The 16,093-nt window shown below is 61.8% G+C and carries 11 protein-coding genes; 5 read left to right on the top strand and 6 right to left on the bottom strand.

Features of this window, described 5'->3' with window-relative positions:
- Positions 1-237: 237 nt before the first annotated feature.
- The 6 genes from KUA23_RS05765 to KUA23_RS05740 all read right to left on the bottom strand — a co-directional run bounded on the left by KUA23_RS05765 (position 238) and on the right by KUA23_RS05740 (position 5,327).
- Positions 238-744, bottom strand: coding sequence for a GNAT family N-acetyltransferase (locus tag KUA23_RS05765; RefSeq protein ID WP_214496559.1), 507 nt, complete (start codon positions 742-744; stop codon positions 238-240).
- A complete protein-coding gene (locus tag KUA23_RS05760; RefSeq protein ID WP_252993567.1) occupies positions 741-1,148 on the bottom strand; it encodes an NUDIX hydrolase in 408 nt (135 codons plus the stop codon). Before KUA23_RS05760 ends, KUA23_RS05765 begins: the two co-directional genes overlap by 4 nt.
- A gap of 47 nt (positions 1,149-1,195) precedes the next feature.
- Complete coding sequence (nosR, locus tag KUA23_RS05755; protein WP_252993566.1) at positions 1,196-2,542, bottom strand: response regulator c-di-GMP phosphodiesterase, NosR family; 1,347 nt, start codon at positions 2,540-2,542, stop codon at positions 1,196-1,198.
- A gap of 166 nt (positions 2,543-2,708) precedes the next feature.
- Positions 2,709-2,981, bottom strand: a complete 273-nt coding sequence (locus KUA23_RS05750) for a type B 50S ribosomal protein L31 (protein WP_236419622.1) — start codon at positions 2,979-2,981, stop codon at positions 2,709-2,711.
- A gap of 100 nt (positions 2,982-3,081) precedes the next feature.
- Positions 3,082-4,407: an APC family permease gene (locus KUA23_RS05745; protein WP_252993565.1), complete on the bottom strand. Its 1,326-nt coding sequence runs from the start codon at positions 4,405-4,407 to the stop codon at positions 3,082-3,084.
- A 98-nt stretch (positions 4,408-4,505) separates the two neighbouring features.
- Positions 4,506-5,327 (bottom strand): carbon-nitrogen hydrolase family protein, encoded by an 822-nt coding sequence (locus tag KUA23_RS05740; protein ID WP_099494156.1) that lies wholly within the window; start codon positions 5,325-5,327, stop codon positions 4,506-4,508.
- Between the two features lie 93 nt (positions 5,328-5,420).
- Between KUA23_RS05740 and KUA23_RS05735 the strand changes: the two genes are divergently transcribed.
- From KUA23_RS05735 to KUA23_RS05715, 5 genes are all read left to right on the top strand, one after another.
- Positions 5,421-6,185 carry a helix-turn-helix transcriptional regulator gene (locus KUA23_RS05735; protein WP_078047090.1) on the top strand — a complete coding sequence of 255 codons (765 nt, stop codon included), beginning with the start codon at positions 5,421-5,423 and terminating at the stop codon, positions 6,183-6,185.
- 69 nt (positions 6,186-6,254) lie between these two features.
- Positions 6,255-7,874 (top strand): FMN-binding glutamate synthase family protein, encoded by a 1,620-nt coding sequence (locus KUA23_RS05730; protein WP_252993564.1) that lies wholly within the window; start codon positions 6,255-6,257, stop codon positions 7,872-7,874.
- A 67-nt stretch (positions 7,875-7,941) separates the two neighbouring features.
- A complete protein-coding gene (locus tag KUA23_RS05725; protein WP_252993563.1) occupies positions 7,942-8,238 on the top strand; it encodes a cupin domain-containing protein in 297 nt (98 codons plus the stop codon).
- Between the two features lie 132 nt (positions 8,239-8,370).
- Positions 8,371-9,498, top strand: a complete 1,128-nt coding sequence (locus KUA23_RS05720; RefSeq protein ID WP_252993562.1) for an OpgC family protein — start codon at positions 8,371-8,373, stop codon at positions 9,496-9,498.
- A 65-nt stretch (positions 9,499-9,563) separates the two neighbouring features.
- Complete coding sequence (locus KUA23_RS05715) at positions 9,564-16,091, top strand: NEL-type E3 ubiquitin ligase domain-containing protein (RefSeq protein ID WP_252993561.1); 6,528 nt, start codon at positions 9,564-9,566, stop codon at positions 16,089-16,091.
- Positions 16,092-16,093: the final 2 nt, after the last annotated feature.

The following is a 16,093-nucleotide window of genomic DNA, read 5'->3' as shown; positions in this document are numbered from 1 at the left end:
TAGATAGTGGTCGTCTGCCGGGCCGCCTTCGCAGGCAAGCCAGCTCCCACATTTTGATCGTGGGGCAACAGTTAGATTGTGGTCGTCTGCCGGGCCGCCTTCACAGGCAAGCCAGCTCCCACATTTTGATCGTGGGGCAACAGATAGATAGTGGTCGTCTGTTAAGCTTCCTCACCACAGGTGCAGCGTTGTGCAGATACCTATGGCTATCGCCGGCAAGCCTGCCACAGTCGGAAATCACTGGTGCTGCAATTCGCGCCACATGTGGATCTTGTCAAAGTAATCGACCCCCACCCGCACCGCCAGCGGCTCCAGGCCGTACTGGATGAACCCGCAGCGCTGGTACAACGCAAAGGCGGCATCATTACCAGCAGTGACCGTCAGTTGAATCACCTTCAGGCGCGGGTACTGGCGCGCCTCAGCCAACGCCGCTTCGACCAATTGACGGCCCAGCCCCTGCTGCTGGTAAGCCTGGGTCACGTACATGCCGAACAAAGTCACTTTGTGCCGTGCCTTCTCCCGCGGCTCGAACGCCAAGCCGACAATGCCGGCCAGTTCATCCCCTTCAAAAGCCCCCAGCAACCGGTCCAGTGGGCTGCTCAAGCGCTTCTCCCACCAACTCAAGGGCATCGCGGCACGCTCCGCCACGCTGGAAGTGAACGCCTGGGGATAGGCGCCATACGCCTCCAGCATCAACGCCCGATAAGCCTCGGCGTCGCTGGCCTCCAGCGTGCGGATGCTCATGCCGTCAGCGATGCACGATAAAACGGCAGGATCAGATCCCGCGTCAACGGTGCCAGGGCCAGGCCTCCGTCGCCAGCCGGGTCGATCCAGCGCACTTCTTCGATCTCCGCCGCCGGGCTCACCGGCACGTCAATCTGCACTTGGAACAGCTCGGCTTCCACGGTAAAACCCGGCTCATTGACCGCCGGTGCGGAAAACTTGCCAAGGTAGACCGCCGCGCCGGGCTCAATGCGCAGGTTCAGTTCTTCGTGCAGCTCACGGGCCAGCGCGTCGGCAGGTTGCTCACCCGCGTCGATCTTGCCGCCAGGTTGCATGAAGGCTTGCGTGCCGCGCTTGCGCACCAGCAGGGTCTGGCCGTCGCTGCCGATCAGGAGGGCGGCGGCGATGCGGATGGTGGAGGGCATGTACAGTCTTCCTTGAAGGCAAAGATGTAAGGATCACATGAAGTGCCTTAACCGGAAAGCAATGCCTCGTCGGTGTCCTTGATAAACACGCTGTACCGCGCCCCTTCCATGGTCTCAAAGGCAATTAACTTATCCACCAATGGCAGGTTCAACACCTTGCCGGCATTGAGCAGCAGCATGCCGTTGTCCGCATTGAGATTGCGCGCCAGCACCATGCCCTCCGCCAGTTCCCGGGTGCCGAGCACTTTGACGTTGGGGTCGCCCAACGTCACGTCATTGAGGTAAGTGGCGCAGACCAGCACAAAGTCTTCGACCATCACCGGGTCATACAGCCGCCCGGCGTATTTGCGGATGTACAGCAGCGCTTCGTCGCTGTTCATCTGCCGCTCCAGGATCAGGCCTTTTTGCAGTTCGATAAAATCCACCGCCAGTTTCAGCAAACGCGAGCCGGCGGGAATCGCTTCACCCTTGAGGTGGTCAGGGAAACCGCTGCCGTCCCAGCGTTCCTGGTGATGGCGGATCAGCCGCGCGGCGTCTTTCATCGGCTCCAGGGTCATCAGCAGCGACTCGCTCTGGGTGGCGTAGGCGCGATAGCGTTCACGGTCGCTGCTGTGCAGCAGGTCCGAGGGCGACGCCATCATGCTGTCGCTCCAGCTCAGCTTGCCGATGTTGTAGAGCGCGGCGGCCATGGTCAGGTCGCGGTTGCTGGCGGAGTCCACGCCATGGGCCACACACCAGGTGCGCACCAGTTCGATAATCTGCCGGTTGGTCTGTTTGGTGCGCGGCAGGCGCAGGTTGGCCAGCAGCGAAAACACTTCGGTGCCGGTGGCGTAGCTGTGCTTGAGCTCTTCGTAGGCCAGATCGAGCATGTCGGCGGTTTGCTGCAGCTCGCTGGTGCGCGCGGCCACGCGTTTTTCCAGGGTGGCGTTGAGCTGCTTGAGTTCGTCGTTCTGCTGCTGGATCAGTTGTTCAAGGCGCAGGCGCTCCAGCTCGGAATGCTGATGGGCCAGGGATTGGCGCAGCGCCAGCAACAATTCTTCATCCTTCCAGGGCTTGCTCAGGTACCGGTAGATTTCACCTTCGTTGATGGCCTTTACGATCAGCGTCAGGTCGGTCTCGCCTGTCAGCAGAATGCGCACGGTGTGGGGGTAATGCTGGTGGACATGCGCGAGCAATGAGGCGCCGTCCATGTCCGGCAGGCGCGCGGCGCTCATCACCAGGTCGACGGGTTGGCTGGCCAGGATGGCCAGGGCATCGGCAGCGCACGTGGCGCTGTGCAGGTCGAAGGGTTCCAGTTGCAGCAGTTGCGTAAGGCGTTGGAGCACGTCGGGGTGGGCGTCGATCAACAGCACCACGGCACGTCTGGCATCGGTAAATGTAACTGACTCTCCCATGGGACACCTCGGATCGTCGGTGTGCATTCCTTAGGGTCCGGTCCTGCCTTCCTGGCTATTACTGAGGAGTTTAGTCGGTTTTTTGCAAAATAATGGCTTTACGATATCAGCGCAAAAAAAGCCGCTCCAGAAACCGGAGCGGCCTTCGAGGTGAAGCACGTGATAGTCACGCCTCGGCTTTTTTCGGGGTCGAGCCAAACGAAGCGAAACGCTTGTTGAACCCGGCGATCCGGCCTTCGGCCTGGGTCTTGCGCTGTTGGCCGGTGTAGATCGGGTGCGAGGCGCTGGAAACGTCCAACGGGATATACGGGTACGTGTTGCCGTCGCTGTGGGTGTGGGTGCGATCGCTGTCGGCGGTGGAGCCGATCAGGAAGAACACGTCGGCGGCGGTGTCATGGAACAGCACGGTGCGGTAGTCGGGATGGATACCAGCTTTCATAAGGCCTCCGGGGCGTCTGGGTGCATTTAATGTGTTACACAGTAACACAAATCATGCGCCCAAACGAGAACCGATTGCAATAAGAATAGGCCCACAGCTTCTATGCGGTTTCCTGAAAGTCCATTTCCGGTGGCTGTTGCGAGAATCCGCGCGTCAGCACACCCAGGTAAACCAGGCCGATCGCCAACCACACCAGGCCCAGGTAGATCGCCAGGTGATCGAGGCTGACCATCAACCACAGATCCGCCAGCAGGCCGATGGCCGGGAACACCAGGAACAGGATCAGTTCCCGCACGCCGCGCTGCTTGGCCCCGATCCAGTAGTGAAAGATCACCGAGAGGTTCACCAGGCTGAACGCCAGGAACGCACCGAAGTTGATGAACGAGGTAGAGGTGGTCACGTCCAGCTTCAGCGCCAGCAAGGCCACGACTGCACACAGCAGGATGCTGTTGACCGGCGTGCCGAAACGCGCATGCAAGGTGCCGAAGAACGACTTGGGCAACACGCCGTCGCGGCCCATGGCAAACAACAAGCGCGAACCACTGGCCTGGGCCGAAAGCCCCGAGGCGAACTGGCCGACGATCAGGCCGATCAGGAAGATCGACACAAACAGGTCGCCACCGATGTTGCGCGCAATCTCGTAGGCCGCCGAATCCACATCGGCAAATTCGAACGACGGATGCGCGACCTGCACAAAATACGACACACCGACGAAGATCAGCCCGCCGATCAAGGTGATCAGCATGATCGCCCGGGGAATGGTGCGGCGTGGGTCGCGGGTCTCTTCGGTGAGGGTACTGACCGCGTCAAAGCCCAGGAACGAATAACAGGCAATCGCAGCCCCGCTCGTGATCAGTGGCATTTGCATCTGGCCATTGAAGAACGGCGTGATCGTCCACAGCGGCGTGCTCGCATCGCCACCGATGTAGTGGATGCACAACGCGACAAACGCAATCAGCACCAGAAACTGCACCAGCATCAGCAGCGCGTTGATGCCGTTGGCGAGTTTCAGGCCGATGATATTGATCGCCGTGGTGATGCCGATGAACGCCAGCACCCAGACCCACTGCGGCACGGCGGGGAATGCCGAATGCAGGTATGCCGCGCCGATCAACCAGATCGCCATCGGGAGGAACAGGTAGTCGAGCAACACCGCCCAACCGGCGATGAATCCCAATTTGGGGCTGATCGCCTTGCGCACATAGCTGTAGGCGGAACCGGCCACCGGGAAGGCCGAAGCCATGCGCCCGTAGCTCATGGCGGTGAAGAACATCGCCACCAGGGCGGCGAGGTAAGCGGCGGGGACCATGCCGGCGGTGGATTGCGCCAGGATGCCGAAGGTGCCGAGCACAATGATCGGCGTCATATAGGCGATGCCAAACAGCACCACCGACCCTAACGACAGGGTGCGTTGCAAACGAGCCATGAGCGATTCTCCGCTGATTTATTAGATTTATGGCAGAACTGAAGTCGATGAAGCGGATGCACTAATTGTTATGGTGTACAGCGCCTACAGGGGTTGTGTCAGTTTTTCGGGATCAGCAGCTCACGCGTCCCATCGCTGCGCTCGATCACCTCGCCGGGCAATTTCATGCGCTGGTCGTCGAGGTAGCGGTAGTCCTTGTGCGCCGCCTCCAGTTGGTCGAGATCCAGCTCGACCGTGAATTGCCCTTCGTCACGCCCGGCTTCGAACAGCAACGTACCGAACGGGTCGACCAAGGCGCTGCCACCGGCGAACACCAGGCCGCCGTCGCCCTCTTCCACGCGGTTGACCATCAGCGCGAACACCTGGTTTTCCTGGGCACGCGCCATGATCGCGGTACGGTGCGTGGGGCCGTAAGGGTCCATGTTGCCGTTGGTGACGATCAGCAATTCAGCGCCCGTTTGCGCCAGGGCGCGGGCGGTTTCCGGGAACTCGATGTCGTAGCAGATCAGCAGGCCGACGCGCATACCGTTCCACACACAGGTGGGGTAACGGTCGCCCGGGTTGAACACGCCACGCTCTAATGGCCACAGGTGAGTCTTGCGATAGCGCAAGGCAATGCCTTCGGGGGTGATCAGCAAGGTGGTGTTATAGAATTGGCCGCCGTCGTTCTCGGCGATACCGATCACCACCGCAATGTTGCGCGCGCGAGCCGCCTCGATAACGGCTCTCACGGTGGGGCCATCCAGGGGCTCGGCGATGTCGGCGACGGTTTCAGCCGAGGGAAAGCCCGTCAGGTGGGTTTCCGGGAATACGATCAGTTGCGTATCGTCGGCGCAGGCAACGATTGCCGCCAGGGCGCGCTCAAGGTTGTAAGCTGTGTCGTTATCACGACCGGCCAGTTGGGCGAATTCGACCTTCATGGGTATTCCTTGTTCTTTATCTGTGTCGCAGTATGCGCAGCCAATACCCGCCAGGGAATTACGCGGCCGGGGTAACACGTTAGGGGTAGATCAATGACCATGTCGCTGCAGGACATCGCCTGGCACCGCGCGGTGGGGCAAATGATAGACGCCCTCGACCAGCCCAACTTCTGGACTCAGCTTGTCCGCTTGCTGGACCAATACGTGCCCTTCGACAGTTGGGTGGTGTTGCTATTCAGCAGCGAACACCGCCCCCTGGTGTTCGCCGAATGCCCCGGTGCCGACGGTACGCCAGACCAGCTGTTCCAGGACTACCTCAATGGCCTGTACCTGCTCGACCCCTTCTACATTGCCAGCCGCGAACACTCGCGCACCGGCTTGTTTCGACTGGCGGAAGTCGCGCCGGAGCACTTCGAACTCACCGAGTACTACCAGCGCTACTTCCGCCTTAACGTGGTCGCAGATGAAATCCAATTTAATTGCCATCTGCCGGATGGGCGTACGCTATGCCTGTCGTTGGGTTTGAAGCAGCGTTTCGACCAGGCGCAGATTGCCCTGCTGTCGCTGATTCAACCCTGGGTGCTGAGCCTGCTGCGCCAACGCTTGCCCTATGAACTCAACCAGGTCAGCACCCCGCAGCCGCCGATCCAGAATGATGATTGGGGCGCGCAACTCACCGCCCGCGAGCTGGATGTAGGCCGCTTGATGCTCAGCGGTTGCTCCAGCAAGGAAATCGCTCGTAAGCTGGAAATCTCTGTTGAAACCGTGAAAGTCCATAAGAAACACATCTACAGCAAGCTAGGGATCAAATCCCAGTCGGAGCTGTTCTCGATCTTTCTACAGGCGCAAAACGCCTGATTGAGCCCCGTAGGAGCCCGGCTTGCCGGGCGCCTACAGGTCCTGATGAGTGAAACCAAGGAAAAACGTATGAGTCTGTCCCTGCTGAGTCGTTACGCCTTCTTTGCCGTGTGTGTCATTTTCACCCTCGCCAGCCTCCCCTTTATCGAACATGACTGGCTGTGGCCTATTACCCTCGTCACGGGCGTGCTGAGCCTGATCGGTCTGTTCGACCTGCTGCAAAGCCCCCACGCGGTACGCCGCAACTACCCGATCCTGGGCAATATCCGTTATCTGGTAGAAGCCATCCGCCCGGAAATCCGCCAGTACCTGCTCGAATCCGACAGCGACGCCCTGCCCTTCTCCCGCGCCCAGCGCTCGCTGGTCTACTCACGCGCCAAGAACGAGACGGCGGACAAACCCTTCGGCACCTTGATCGACGTGTACCAGTCGGGCTTCGAATTCATCGGCCACTCCATGCGCCCGGCGCCGCTCAGCGACCCCAGCGCATTCCGCGTGATGGTCGGCGGCCCGCAGTGCACGCAGCCGTACTCAGCATCGGTGTTCAATATCTCGGCGATGAGCTTCGGCTCGCTGAGTGCCAACGCGATTCGTGCGCTGAACCAGGGCGCCAAGCTCGGCAACTTCGCCCATGACACCGGCGAAGGCAGCATCAGCCCCTACCACCGCGAAAACGGCGGCGACCTGACCTGGGAACTGGGCAGCGGCTACTTCGGCTGCCGCACCAGCGACGGCCGTTTCGACCCGGAACGCTTCGCCGCACAGGCGCAGAACCCGCAAGTGCGCATGATCGAAATCAAGATGAGCCAGGGCGCCAAACCCGGCCATGGCGGGATCCTGCCCAAGCACAAGGTGACACAGGAAATCGCCGAGACCCGCGGCATCATGATGGGCGAAGACTGCATCTCGCCGTCACGCCACAGTGCCTTCTCCACGCCCATCGAACTGATGCAGTTCATCGCCCAACTGCGCGAACTGTCCGGCGGCAAACCGGTGGGGTTCAAGTTCTGCCTGGGTCACCCATGGGAATTCATGGGCATCGCCAAGGCCATGCTCGAAACCGGCATCCTCCCGGACTTCATTGTGGTGGACGGCAAGGAAGGCGGCACTGGCGCCGCGCCCGTGGAGTTCACCGACCATATCGGCGTGCCACTGCGCGAAGGCCTGCTGTTCGTGCACAACACCCTGGTGGGCCTGAACCTGCGCGACAAGATCAAGCTAGGCGCCAGCGGCAAGATCGTCAGCGCCTTCGACATCGCCAGCGTGCTGGCCATCGGCGCCGACTGGGCCAACTCGGCGCGCGGCTTTATGTTTGCCATCGGCTGCATTCAATCGCAAAGCTGTCACACCAATAAATGCCCGACCGGCGTTGCCACCCAAGACCCACTGCGCCAACGCGCCCTGGTGGTGCCGGACAAAGCCCAGCGCGTGTTCAACTTCCACCGCAACACACTCAAGGCCTTGGCGGAAATGCTCGCCGCGGCGGGCCTGGATCACCCCTCGCAGCTGTCGGCCAAGCATCTGGTGCGGCGCATGTCGGCGACCGAGATCAAGTTGTTCTCGCAGTTGCATGTGTTCCTCAAGCCCGGCGAGTTGTTGACCGGCGAGGTGAATGGCGAGTTTTATTCGCGGATGTGGCAGATGGCGCGGGCCGACAGTTTTGAGCCCCATGAAGCCAGCGCTGCGTAACATCAATACCCCAACCCCTATCGCTGAACCGGACCACCGACGGCATCGTTGAAACAAGGAACTTCACATGCCGTTACTGGACTTCGCCGCCATCGCCGGGCAACTGCCCGACAGCTGGAAATCCACGCGCCTGGGCCAGGTCGGCCCGGCGCGGATCAAGGTGTTGCGCATGGACGAACAGGCTCACGAGGAGGAAACCCATGCCTACAACGAAGGGTTACTGGTGATCGATGGTCAGTTGCGCTTGAGCATCGGCAACAGCGAGATCAGGGTAGGCGCCGGCCAGATGTACCTCGTGGAAGCCGGTATCGCCCATGCGGTACTTGCGGGCAGCCATGGCACGCTGGTCATCATTGATGTCTAGAGACATTCAGTAATACCCAACCTTTGCAATTGCTTACAAATACCGCCAACCTGCGCCCGCCCGACGTGCGGCGTACGACTACACCCGCGCTCGCCTGTCATTACTAAACACTTTGTTCAAGAGCTTGTAGCCATGCCGAACGGACGCGACCCGCGCATCGATTTTTTTCGGGGCCTGGCGTTGATCTTCATATTCTGGGATCACGTCCCCCACAATCCCCTGGGCCAGATCACCTTGCGCAACATCGGTTTCAGCGATGCCGCCGAGGTGTTTGTGTTCCTCGCCGGTTTTGCCGCCGTGTTGGCGTACGGCAAGATCATGCAGCGCGACGGCTACTGGATGGCCTGCCTGAAAATCCTGCGCCGCGCCTGGGTGCTGTACGTGGTGCATATCTTCCTGCTGGCCTTGCTGATGGGCATCGTGTTCTTCGCCAACAGCCATGTGGAAACCCGTGACCTGGTCGAGGAAATGGGCCTGACGCACTTCGTCACCCACCCGCAACAAGCTCTCACCGACGAGTTGCTGCTGCGCTTCAAGCCCAACCTGATGGACCCACTGCCGCTGTACATCGTGTTACTGGCGGGGTTGCCGCTGGTGCTGCCGATGCTGGTACGCAAAGTCGAGGCCGTGGTGGCGGTGTCACTGGCGATCTACCTGCTGGCCCCGTGGATGGGCTGGAACCTGCGGGCGATCAGCGACGGTGTGTGGTACTTCAACCCGGTCACCTGGCAGCTGTTGTTTGTGCTGGGCGGCGCGGCGGCGATCTACAGCCAGCGGCCTAAAACCGCCGAAACCCGGCCCTTGCTGCGTCAGCCACTGTTTGTTGCTTCGGCGGTCTACGTGCTGGTGGCCGGGGTGATCACCCTGTCGTGGCGCTGGCCCGAGATCCACGATGCGTGGATGCCGGCGGCGCTCAGCAACTGGCTGTACCCCATCAGCAAGACCGACCTGTCACCGGTGCGCCTGGTGCATTTCCTCGCGCTGGCATACGTCACCGCCAAGCTGTTGCCGGGTGCCGGCTGGACGCAGAACCGCGTGGCCGGCGAAATCTGCCGCATGGGCCGTTATTCCCTGGAAGTGTTTTGCCTGGGGGTGGTACTGGCGCCCCTGGCGGACATGATCAACGCCATGGCCAACGACGCCGTCGCCATGCAGTTGACCACCGCCGTGATCGGCGCGTTGCTGATGGCCGGCCTCGCAGCCTGGTTGGAGTTGATCAAGCGCCTGGACCGGCAACCCCGCGCCGCGCTACATAGCTAGCGCCCAACGGTAGGGGCCAGATGCTTCCATTGCCTTCCACTTAACCCGTGAAAGGACATGGCCCCATGCCTACCCATCTACTGCTCAATGGCTTGTCGGGCAACCTGCAATCCAGTGAATCCTGGGCCCGCCAGCAAGCCCTGGAAATGATCCGCGAAACCTTGGCGCGGACGATGAGCAGCCTGACCCCACAGGAGCAACGGGACTACGTCAGGCTGCAACGCGAAGCCCACCAGGCGATCAAGGCGGTGGACCGCGAAAATGCGGCCCTGCTCCAAGCCTTCCAATCCGACGGCACGACTCAGCTGCGCAACCGCATCGGCGGCCTGGACCCGCACAACCTATTCCTGCACACCCGCTACCTCGAAGAGTTGCAACCGCCACTGCCCTGGGAACCCCGCGCCAGCGCTCACCTCAATGGGACTCACCGCAGCCGCTTTCGCCGTGCCTACGACGAATGGAAATATCGCCCCCATGTCTCCACGTTATCGCTGTGGGACGCCGCCTGCCTGAACTTCGATTTCGCCACGTCCCAGCCTCAGGCGTCAGGGCAGACATTTGTCGAATCGTCTTACCTGAGTGGCGCAGACAACCTTCAACTGACCGTCAGCCAGTTCATCGCCATTGCCCGTGACCTGGACCTGGGCGGTCAACTCGACAAGCGCCTGCAAACCGCCTTGGGCCAGGGCGGCAAATTGCAGGGCCTGCTGCAAGCGAGCAGCGAGGCCTGCCTGCGCTTTGAAGCGCTGGAGGCGTACCGCAACCGCGCCCACACTGGCGTGACCCGCGACCTTCTTGCCAGCCTCAACGCCGCCCTCGACGGCAGCGGCCCGGCCCTGCCCTTCGACACCCTGGGCATGAGCACCGGGATCACCGTGTTGCCTGCCGTGCCGTTCGTACCGTCAGGGCAAACCGTGCCGGTACCGCTGCTGCTGATCCGCGTCGCCGCCCACGGGGTGCTGTCATACTTCCCCTTCCGACCTGGGGGCGCCCTGCGTTACCACCGCGACGCCAACGCCGCGCACGCGGCGTTCATGCAGCAACTCAAGACCAGCCACAGCGAAGGGGACTTGGGCTGGTTCGCCCGCCAGTTGCCGATGGCTGAAATGCACGGATTCAAGCAACTGCTCAAGGATGCGCCACGCCCGGTAGGCCTGAGCCCCGTAGCCGGTTTCCTCTACGACACCTTCCACCGCCTGTTCCCGCAACGTGCCCTTGATGGCTTGCGCTTTACCCCCGACCCCAAGCACGGTCGCAAGGAGTCCCTGGTGCAAGCCTGCACCTACCGTGAGGTGCAGCGCTACCAGGCCAACCTCTCGACCCTGGCCACCCGTCGTTCGGAGCGTGACTTGCAGGCCCTGATCGATGGCGTCGCGGCCATGGCCCGGGAAGTCTTGGAGCTGCTGCTCACGCCCATGCCCGGCGGCGTCACCGGGCTGAATCGCGTGATGCAAGTGGCGGTGTTCGGCAGCCTGGCCTATAGCGTGATCATCGGCATCAACGAAGCGGCGCGTGGCGAAGCCAGTGAGTTTGCGTCTGCCCTGGCGGACATTGCCGACTTGGCCATCAATGGCCTGTTGATCACCACCGCCGGCCGTGTGCACAACCAGCGCATGACACGCCTTTTGCACCAACTGGGCAACCCGCGCAAAGTGACCCATGCCGACGGCAGCCACGCCCTTTGGAAGCCGGATATCGGCCCCTATGCGATCCTTGATCAGCACCTGCTCGACGGCCAAATCGCCAACGCCCAAGGGGTGTACCAGGTCGACAGTAAACAATACGCGTGGCTGCAAAAAGATCAGGAGCGCCACGTCGTGGAGGTCAGCTATGACGCGCAGAGCATGCGCTTTGTGCTCAAGCTCGAAAACGCCGGCCGCTTTGCCCCACCGATCCTGTTCGACCCGGCGCTGCAAGCCTGGACCCTGGACCTGCACAACGCCCACACCCTTTCGGACATCCAACTGGCCGAGCGCATGTTGCCCGACGGCTCCACGGCCGTGCCCCGTATCGAGATGGAAAGGATGCTACGCAGCACCGCCGCCGACCGCACCACCCTGGATCGCGTGTGGGCCGGCGACCCCGCACCCGTCAACCTCACCGAAGGGGTCCGGCGCCTGCAGGCCGACCGAGTCATCGAGCAGTTGATCAAGGACTTCTCAAGACGCGGGCATATGCCGCCCCACGCCGATGGCACCGTGTTGTGCCTGTTGACCCAAGTGCCCGCCTGGCCGGTCGATGCGTGTATTAACGTGCACGACCAGCGCGGCGTGCTGATCGAACGTTATGCCGCCCGCGAGAATGGCCTCTCCCACACCGTCGAATTGATGCGTCGTGACGATGGCACCTACGGCGGACTGACCGATCCCCTCACCTCCGCGCACACTCAGGAACAGCTGTTCGAATTGATCCTGAACCAGCAACCCGCCACCTCACTGCTCGGCAAGGAAGGCAGCCCACACCTGACCGTGGCTCAACGCATTGCGCGCCTGCGCGTGCAAATCAGTGAACTGGCAAAAACCCACCGCCACCCGTTGTTTACCGCCATGACGCGCTACGACGGTTATGCCCGCGACGAAGTCCCTGTTGAGGACAGCGCACGCCAGTGGCTGCCGATCCAGGTGCCCCCACCGTTGGTGACCGTCACACCACTACTGAAAAAACTGCGCGGGCTCTACCCGCCCCTGACCTCGGCCAACCTGCAACAACTGTTGCTGCAAACGCCCCTCGATGCCAACCAACAAGCCGCCTTCCTGCGCGATGCCAGCCTGCCCCAGGCGGTGCGGGAGAACCTCGAACACCATCGCACCGCCCTGCGCATCGACATCGTGATCGACGGCCTCTACCACCCTCGGGCCTACAACCCGGACACCGACCTATGGGCACGCGATTTCATCGCCAGCCTGTTGCGCAGCACCTGCAAGCGCGACTTTGTGGTCACCGAGGTGAGCAATGGCCCCCCGGCCGATCGCTATGTCTCCAGCGGTCCCGATGACACCACCGTGGAACTGCTGCACTACGGCCAGGGCCACTATGAGGCCTACGACATGCGCAACGCCGGGCCGATCCCGGTGTCACCGGCCATTGACAGTCTCTACTTGGCCGTGGGCTCGGTCCTGCAACCCGGCGAGCGCCTGAAACTGGGGATGAACAGCGCCAGCGATGCCCAAGGCTTGCGCGACACCCTGGGCGACTTGATGAGCACCCGACGCAGCCCTGAAGGACAGGTCAGCCCGCTGGACCAGTCGCTTGGCCAGTATGAGCAAAGCGTGGTGCTGCCCCATGACCTCAAGCCCGACGCCCTGGGCCTCTATCAGTGGGAAGGCCAACAGTTGCTGCCGCTGTATGGCTCGCTGTACCCGATCGTCTACGACAACCGGCTGCGCAAGTGGCGGCTCAAGCACCCGCAAAAAGTCGGCGTCGATACCCCGCGCCTGGAACATAACCGCCAGGGTGCCTGGCGCCTGTCCAGTGAAAACCCGCTGACCTGGGACGATCACCGCCTGTTTTATCGCCTGGGCCCCGCCCACTATCACGTCGACCAAACCACCGCCGCACAGATCATGCGCCTCACCGACACGCCGGCGCAGGCGTTGCGAGAGGTGCACAGCAGCGGGCTGCCACCACCGCCGTTGTTGCAGGACACCAGCAAACGCTTTCACATCGAGCGCGAGATCCTGCAGTTCATCCAGGCCATGAGTGTCTACTCGGCCACGCGCAATGCGCGGCCTTCCCTGCAACTGCTGCTGGTCACCAGCTTGCCGGCCTGGCCCCACAGCCATGCCTTGGAGATCATCAACGCGCAAGGCCAAGTGATCCAGCGCTACCCGGCCAGCAGCGGGGCCAGCAGCGAACGCATTCAATTGACCGAAGCGCAGAGCCGAGGCTTGGAGCCCCTCACCCGTATTGTTTTGAACGATCAGGTCTGCCGCGCGCTGCTGGGTGAACTGCCCACCTCACAGGAGGAACGCCTGTTCAAACTGTCGAAGAAAATCGCTGAGTACGCCTGGCGCGAACGGGCGCAACTGTTCGACATCCTCTACGCCCAGAGCGAGCAAGGCGCGACGAGCCTGGAACGGCGCCTGCACGCGCACTTCCCGCAACTGCCCGTCAGCGCGGTAAAGGCGATTATCGGGCAATCGAGCCCCAACGAACTCAAGCAATTGCATAAGCGCGACGAAGTGGGTTTGCGCCTGGCCGAACAGGTCCGACTCACTGCTGACGATATGCGTTTGAACCGCGCCTACGAAGGCCTTTACCTGAGTACCCTGGCCAACCCCGACAGCGAAAAAATCATGCTGCACCTGCTCAAGGATGTACCCGGCTGGCCACTGAGCCTGCGCCTGGAAGTGCGTGACGCCAGCCTCGCCGGCCCGCTGTTGGCCCGCGCCGGCCAAACGGGTGCCACCGACCGCCGCACACTGGTGAAGATCGACGGCGGCTACCAGTCCCATGATCGCGACGGTCATCGGCTCAATGAGCAGCCCGACGGCACCCGCGACCTGCTCGGCGCCGTGGTCCTGACCCTCGACGATGCCGAGTGCCGTGCACTGGGTGTGGAGGAGGGTGCCGAGCCGAAAGCGCTACGGCACGCCATTGCCGACCTGGCCCTGGGCCAACGCGTGGCCATCAAGGCCCTGCTGGGGCTGACGCATATCCCGGCGTGGTTGCAGCCGCCGATGCGCGTGGACACTTCATTCATCGTCTACCCGTTTACCCTGCGCAGCCTGTGGCCGTTCGGTGGCAACCAGCCGGTGGACCTGGTGAGCAAGGTGCGCGAGATCTACCCCAGCTTCAGCGTCGCCGACGCCCGGGATCTGATTAACTCGCTGGGCATGAACGAACCCGCCGCGTTGATCGAACTGGAGCGACGCAAGGCCGAGTACCAGGCCCTGGAGTTCGAACTGCAGCGCTGGATCGACACGCCCCAGCCGGTGGACGACCAGGCGATCGACCCTGCGATCTACCTGGAGGGTTGGAACTACGGGCGACGCCGCCTAATGGCCGAGCGCATCCTGCGTGCCTGGCGCCACGAAACCCGTGCAGCCTACGACAACGAGACTGGGCTTTTCGACTCCCATCAACTGGTGCTGCGCCTGGACGGCAACAGCCTGCCCGACCCCGACTTCATGCTGGGCACCCGTGGCTTCGAGCACATTGAATACCTGCGGATCGTTAGTGATTCCTTTCCGCCGACGGGCAACGCCTTCCTGAGCAAATTTATCGGACTGACTCATTTAAAGCTCGACTGCATGCTCAATGACCTGCCCACCAGCCTCACCCAGATGACGCAACTGCAACAACTGGACTTGAGCGACAACTTGATCGTGCTGACACCGGAGTCTCGTCAGCGCCTGGCCGGCCTCACGCGATTGGAGGGCCTCTACCTGGACGGCAACCCTCTGGGCCTGACGCCGGACGTTTCGCAGATGACGCGCCTGCAGGTGCTGTCGCTACGCCAGACCCATATCGACCAGTGGCCCATCGGGGCCGAACGCCGCAGCACGTTGCGCCATTTGATGCTGCAGGAAAACCGTCTGACCACAGTGCCCGAGGCGGTGTTTTCCGACGTGCGCATGGGCCCTACCAACCTTCACACCGTGCTGCACGACAACCCTTTGAGCGAACAGACGCTGGGCCGGATTCGCGACTATCGCGATCGCACCGGCATTGCCCTGGGTGGCCTGCTACCGGGTGAACTGCATCAGCCGGCGACAAGCAACGACGTCAGCTTTTGGCTGGCCGGTATCCCCAACGCTCGACATGCGCAACGGCAGGCGCTATGGGATCAATTGCTACGGCATGAGGGTGCGCGACCAGAAGACGCGTTCCGAGTGTTGCGCGACCTGACCCAATCGTTCTCGTACCGGTCCAGCCAAGACACTCGGCAAGCCCTCACCCAAAGGGTATGGCAGTTGCTCGATGCCATGGGCGAATCGACCGAGCTACGCGACCGGGTCTTCCGTAGCACCTATACCGACGGCACCTGCGGCGATGGCGCCATCCTGGTATTTATCGATATGGAGATCGTACACAAGGTGCATCAAGCACGCACCCAGGCCAGCAGCAACCAGGCAGACCGCGAGTTGCTGGCGTTGGCGAAAAGCCTGTTCTACCTGCGCCAGGTCGATCAACTGGCCGACGCGCATATCCAGGACCGGCGCATGGCGGGTCTGGAGGTGGACGATGCAGAGATCAAGTTGTACTACCGGATGTGCTTTCGCGAAGAATTCAACTTGCCCATTGGGCGCGAGGAAATGCTCTATTCCGTGGAGGATTGGGTCGATGAGCAAGACATCAATCAGGCACGCATTACCTTGCAGGCGCTGAGCGGCACCCAGGCGGCGCAGAACTCATTGCTGACGGAAGAGTTCTGGATCGAGTATCTGGCCCGCAGTTACCCTGAGCCTTTCTCGACCATCGAAAACGTAGCGCGCTACAAACTGAACAGGCTGAACGAGGAGGTGGTGTACAGACGTTCGGATATCTACCTCGATCGTCGGCAATCCCTGGTAGAGCTTGAGATTGCCGAGCGCAATCGCCTGGTGCGCCAGTTGACCGAAGCAGCACAACTGGCCCAGCAAGTGAATTAAGC

It is taken from the genome of Pseudomonas pergaminensis (assembly GCF_024112395.2).
GTDB lineage: Bacteria > Pseudomonadota > Gammaproteobacteria > Pseudomonadales > Pseudomonadaceae > Aquipseudomonas > Aquipseudomonas pergaminensis.
Note: the sequence above shows the minus strand (reverse complement) of the source record. Positions and strands in the feature narration are given on the sequence as shown.

What these genes read in the sequence shown, in the direction of transcription:
- KUA23_RS05765 (WP_214496559.1), bottom strand. Translation starts at nt 744, where the DNA reads ATGAGCATCCGCACGCTGGAGGCCAGCGACGCCGAGGCTTATCGGGCG.
- KUA23_RS05760 (WP_252993567.1), bottom strand. Translation starts at nt 1,148, where the DNA reads ATGCCCTCCACCATCCGCATCGCCGCCGCCCTCCTGATCGGCAGCGAC.
- nosR (WP_252993566.1), bottom strand. Translation starts at nt 2,542, where the DNA reads ATGGGAGAGTCAGTTACATTTACCGATGCCAGACGTGCCGTGGTGCTG.
- KUA23_RS05750 (WP_236419622.1), bottom strand. Translation starts at nt 2,981, where the DNA reads ATGAAAGCTGGTATCCATCCCGACTACCGCACCGTGCTGTTCCATGAC.
- KUA23_RS05745 (WP_252993565.1), bottom strand. Translation starts at nt 4,407, where the DNA reads ATGGCTCGTTTGCAACGCACCCTGTCGTTAGGGTCGGTGGTGCTGTTT.
- KUA23_RS05740 (WP_099494156.1), bottom strand. Translation starts at nt 5,327, where the DNA reads ATGAAGGTCGAATTCGCCCAACTGGCCGGTCGTGATAACGACACAGCT.
- KUA23_RS05735 (WP_078047090.1), top strand. Translation starts at nt 5,421, where the DNA reads ATGACCATGTCGCTGCAGGACATCGCCTGGCACCGCGCGGTGGGGCAA.
- KUA23_RS05730 (WP_252993564.1), top strand. Translation starts at nt 6,255, where the DNA reads ATGAGTCTGTCCCTGCTGAGTCGTTACGCCTTCTTTGCCGTGTGTGTC.
- KUA23_RS05725 (WP_252993563.1), top strand. Translation starts at nt 7,942, where the DNA reads ATGCCGTTACTGGACTTCGCCGCCATCGCCGGGCAACTGCCCGACAGC.
- KUA23_RS05720 (WP_252993562.1), top strand. Translation starts at nt 8,371, where the DNA reads ATGCCGAACGGACGCGACCCGCGCATCGATTTTTTTCGGGGCCTGGCG.
- KUA23_RS05715 (WP_252993561.1), top strand. Translation starts at nt 9,564, where the DNA reads ATGCCTACCCATCTACTGCTCAATGGCTTGTCGGGCAACCTGCAATCC.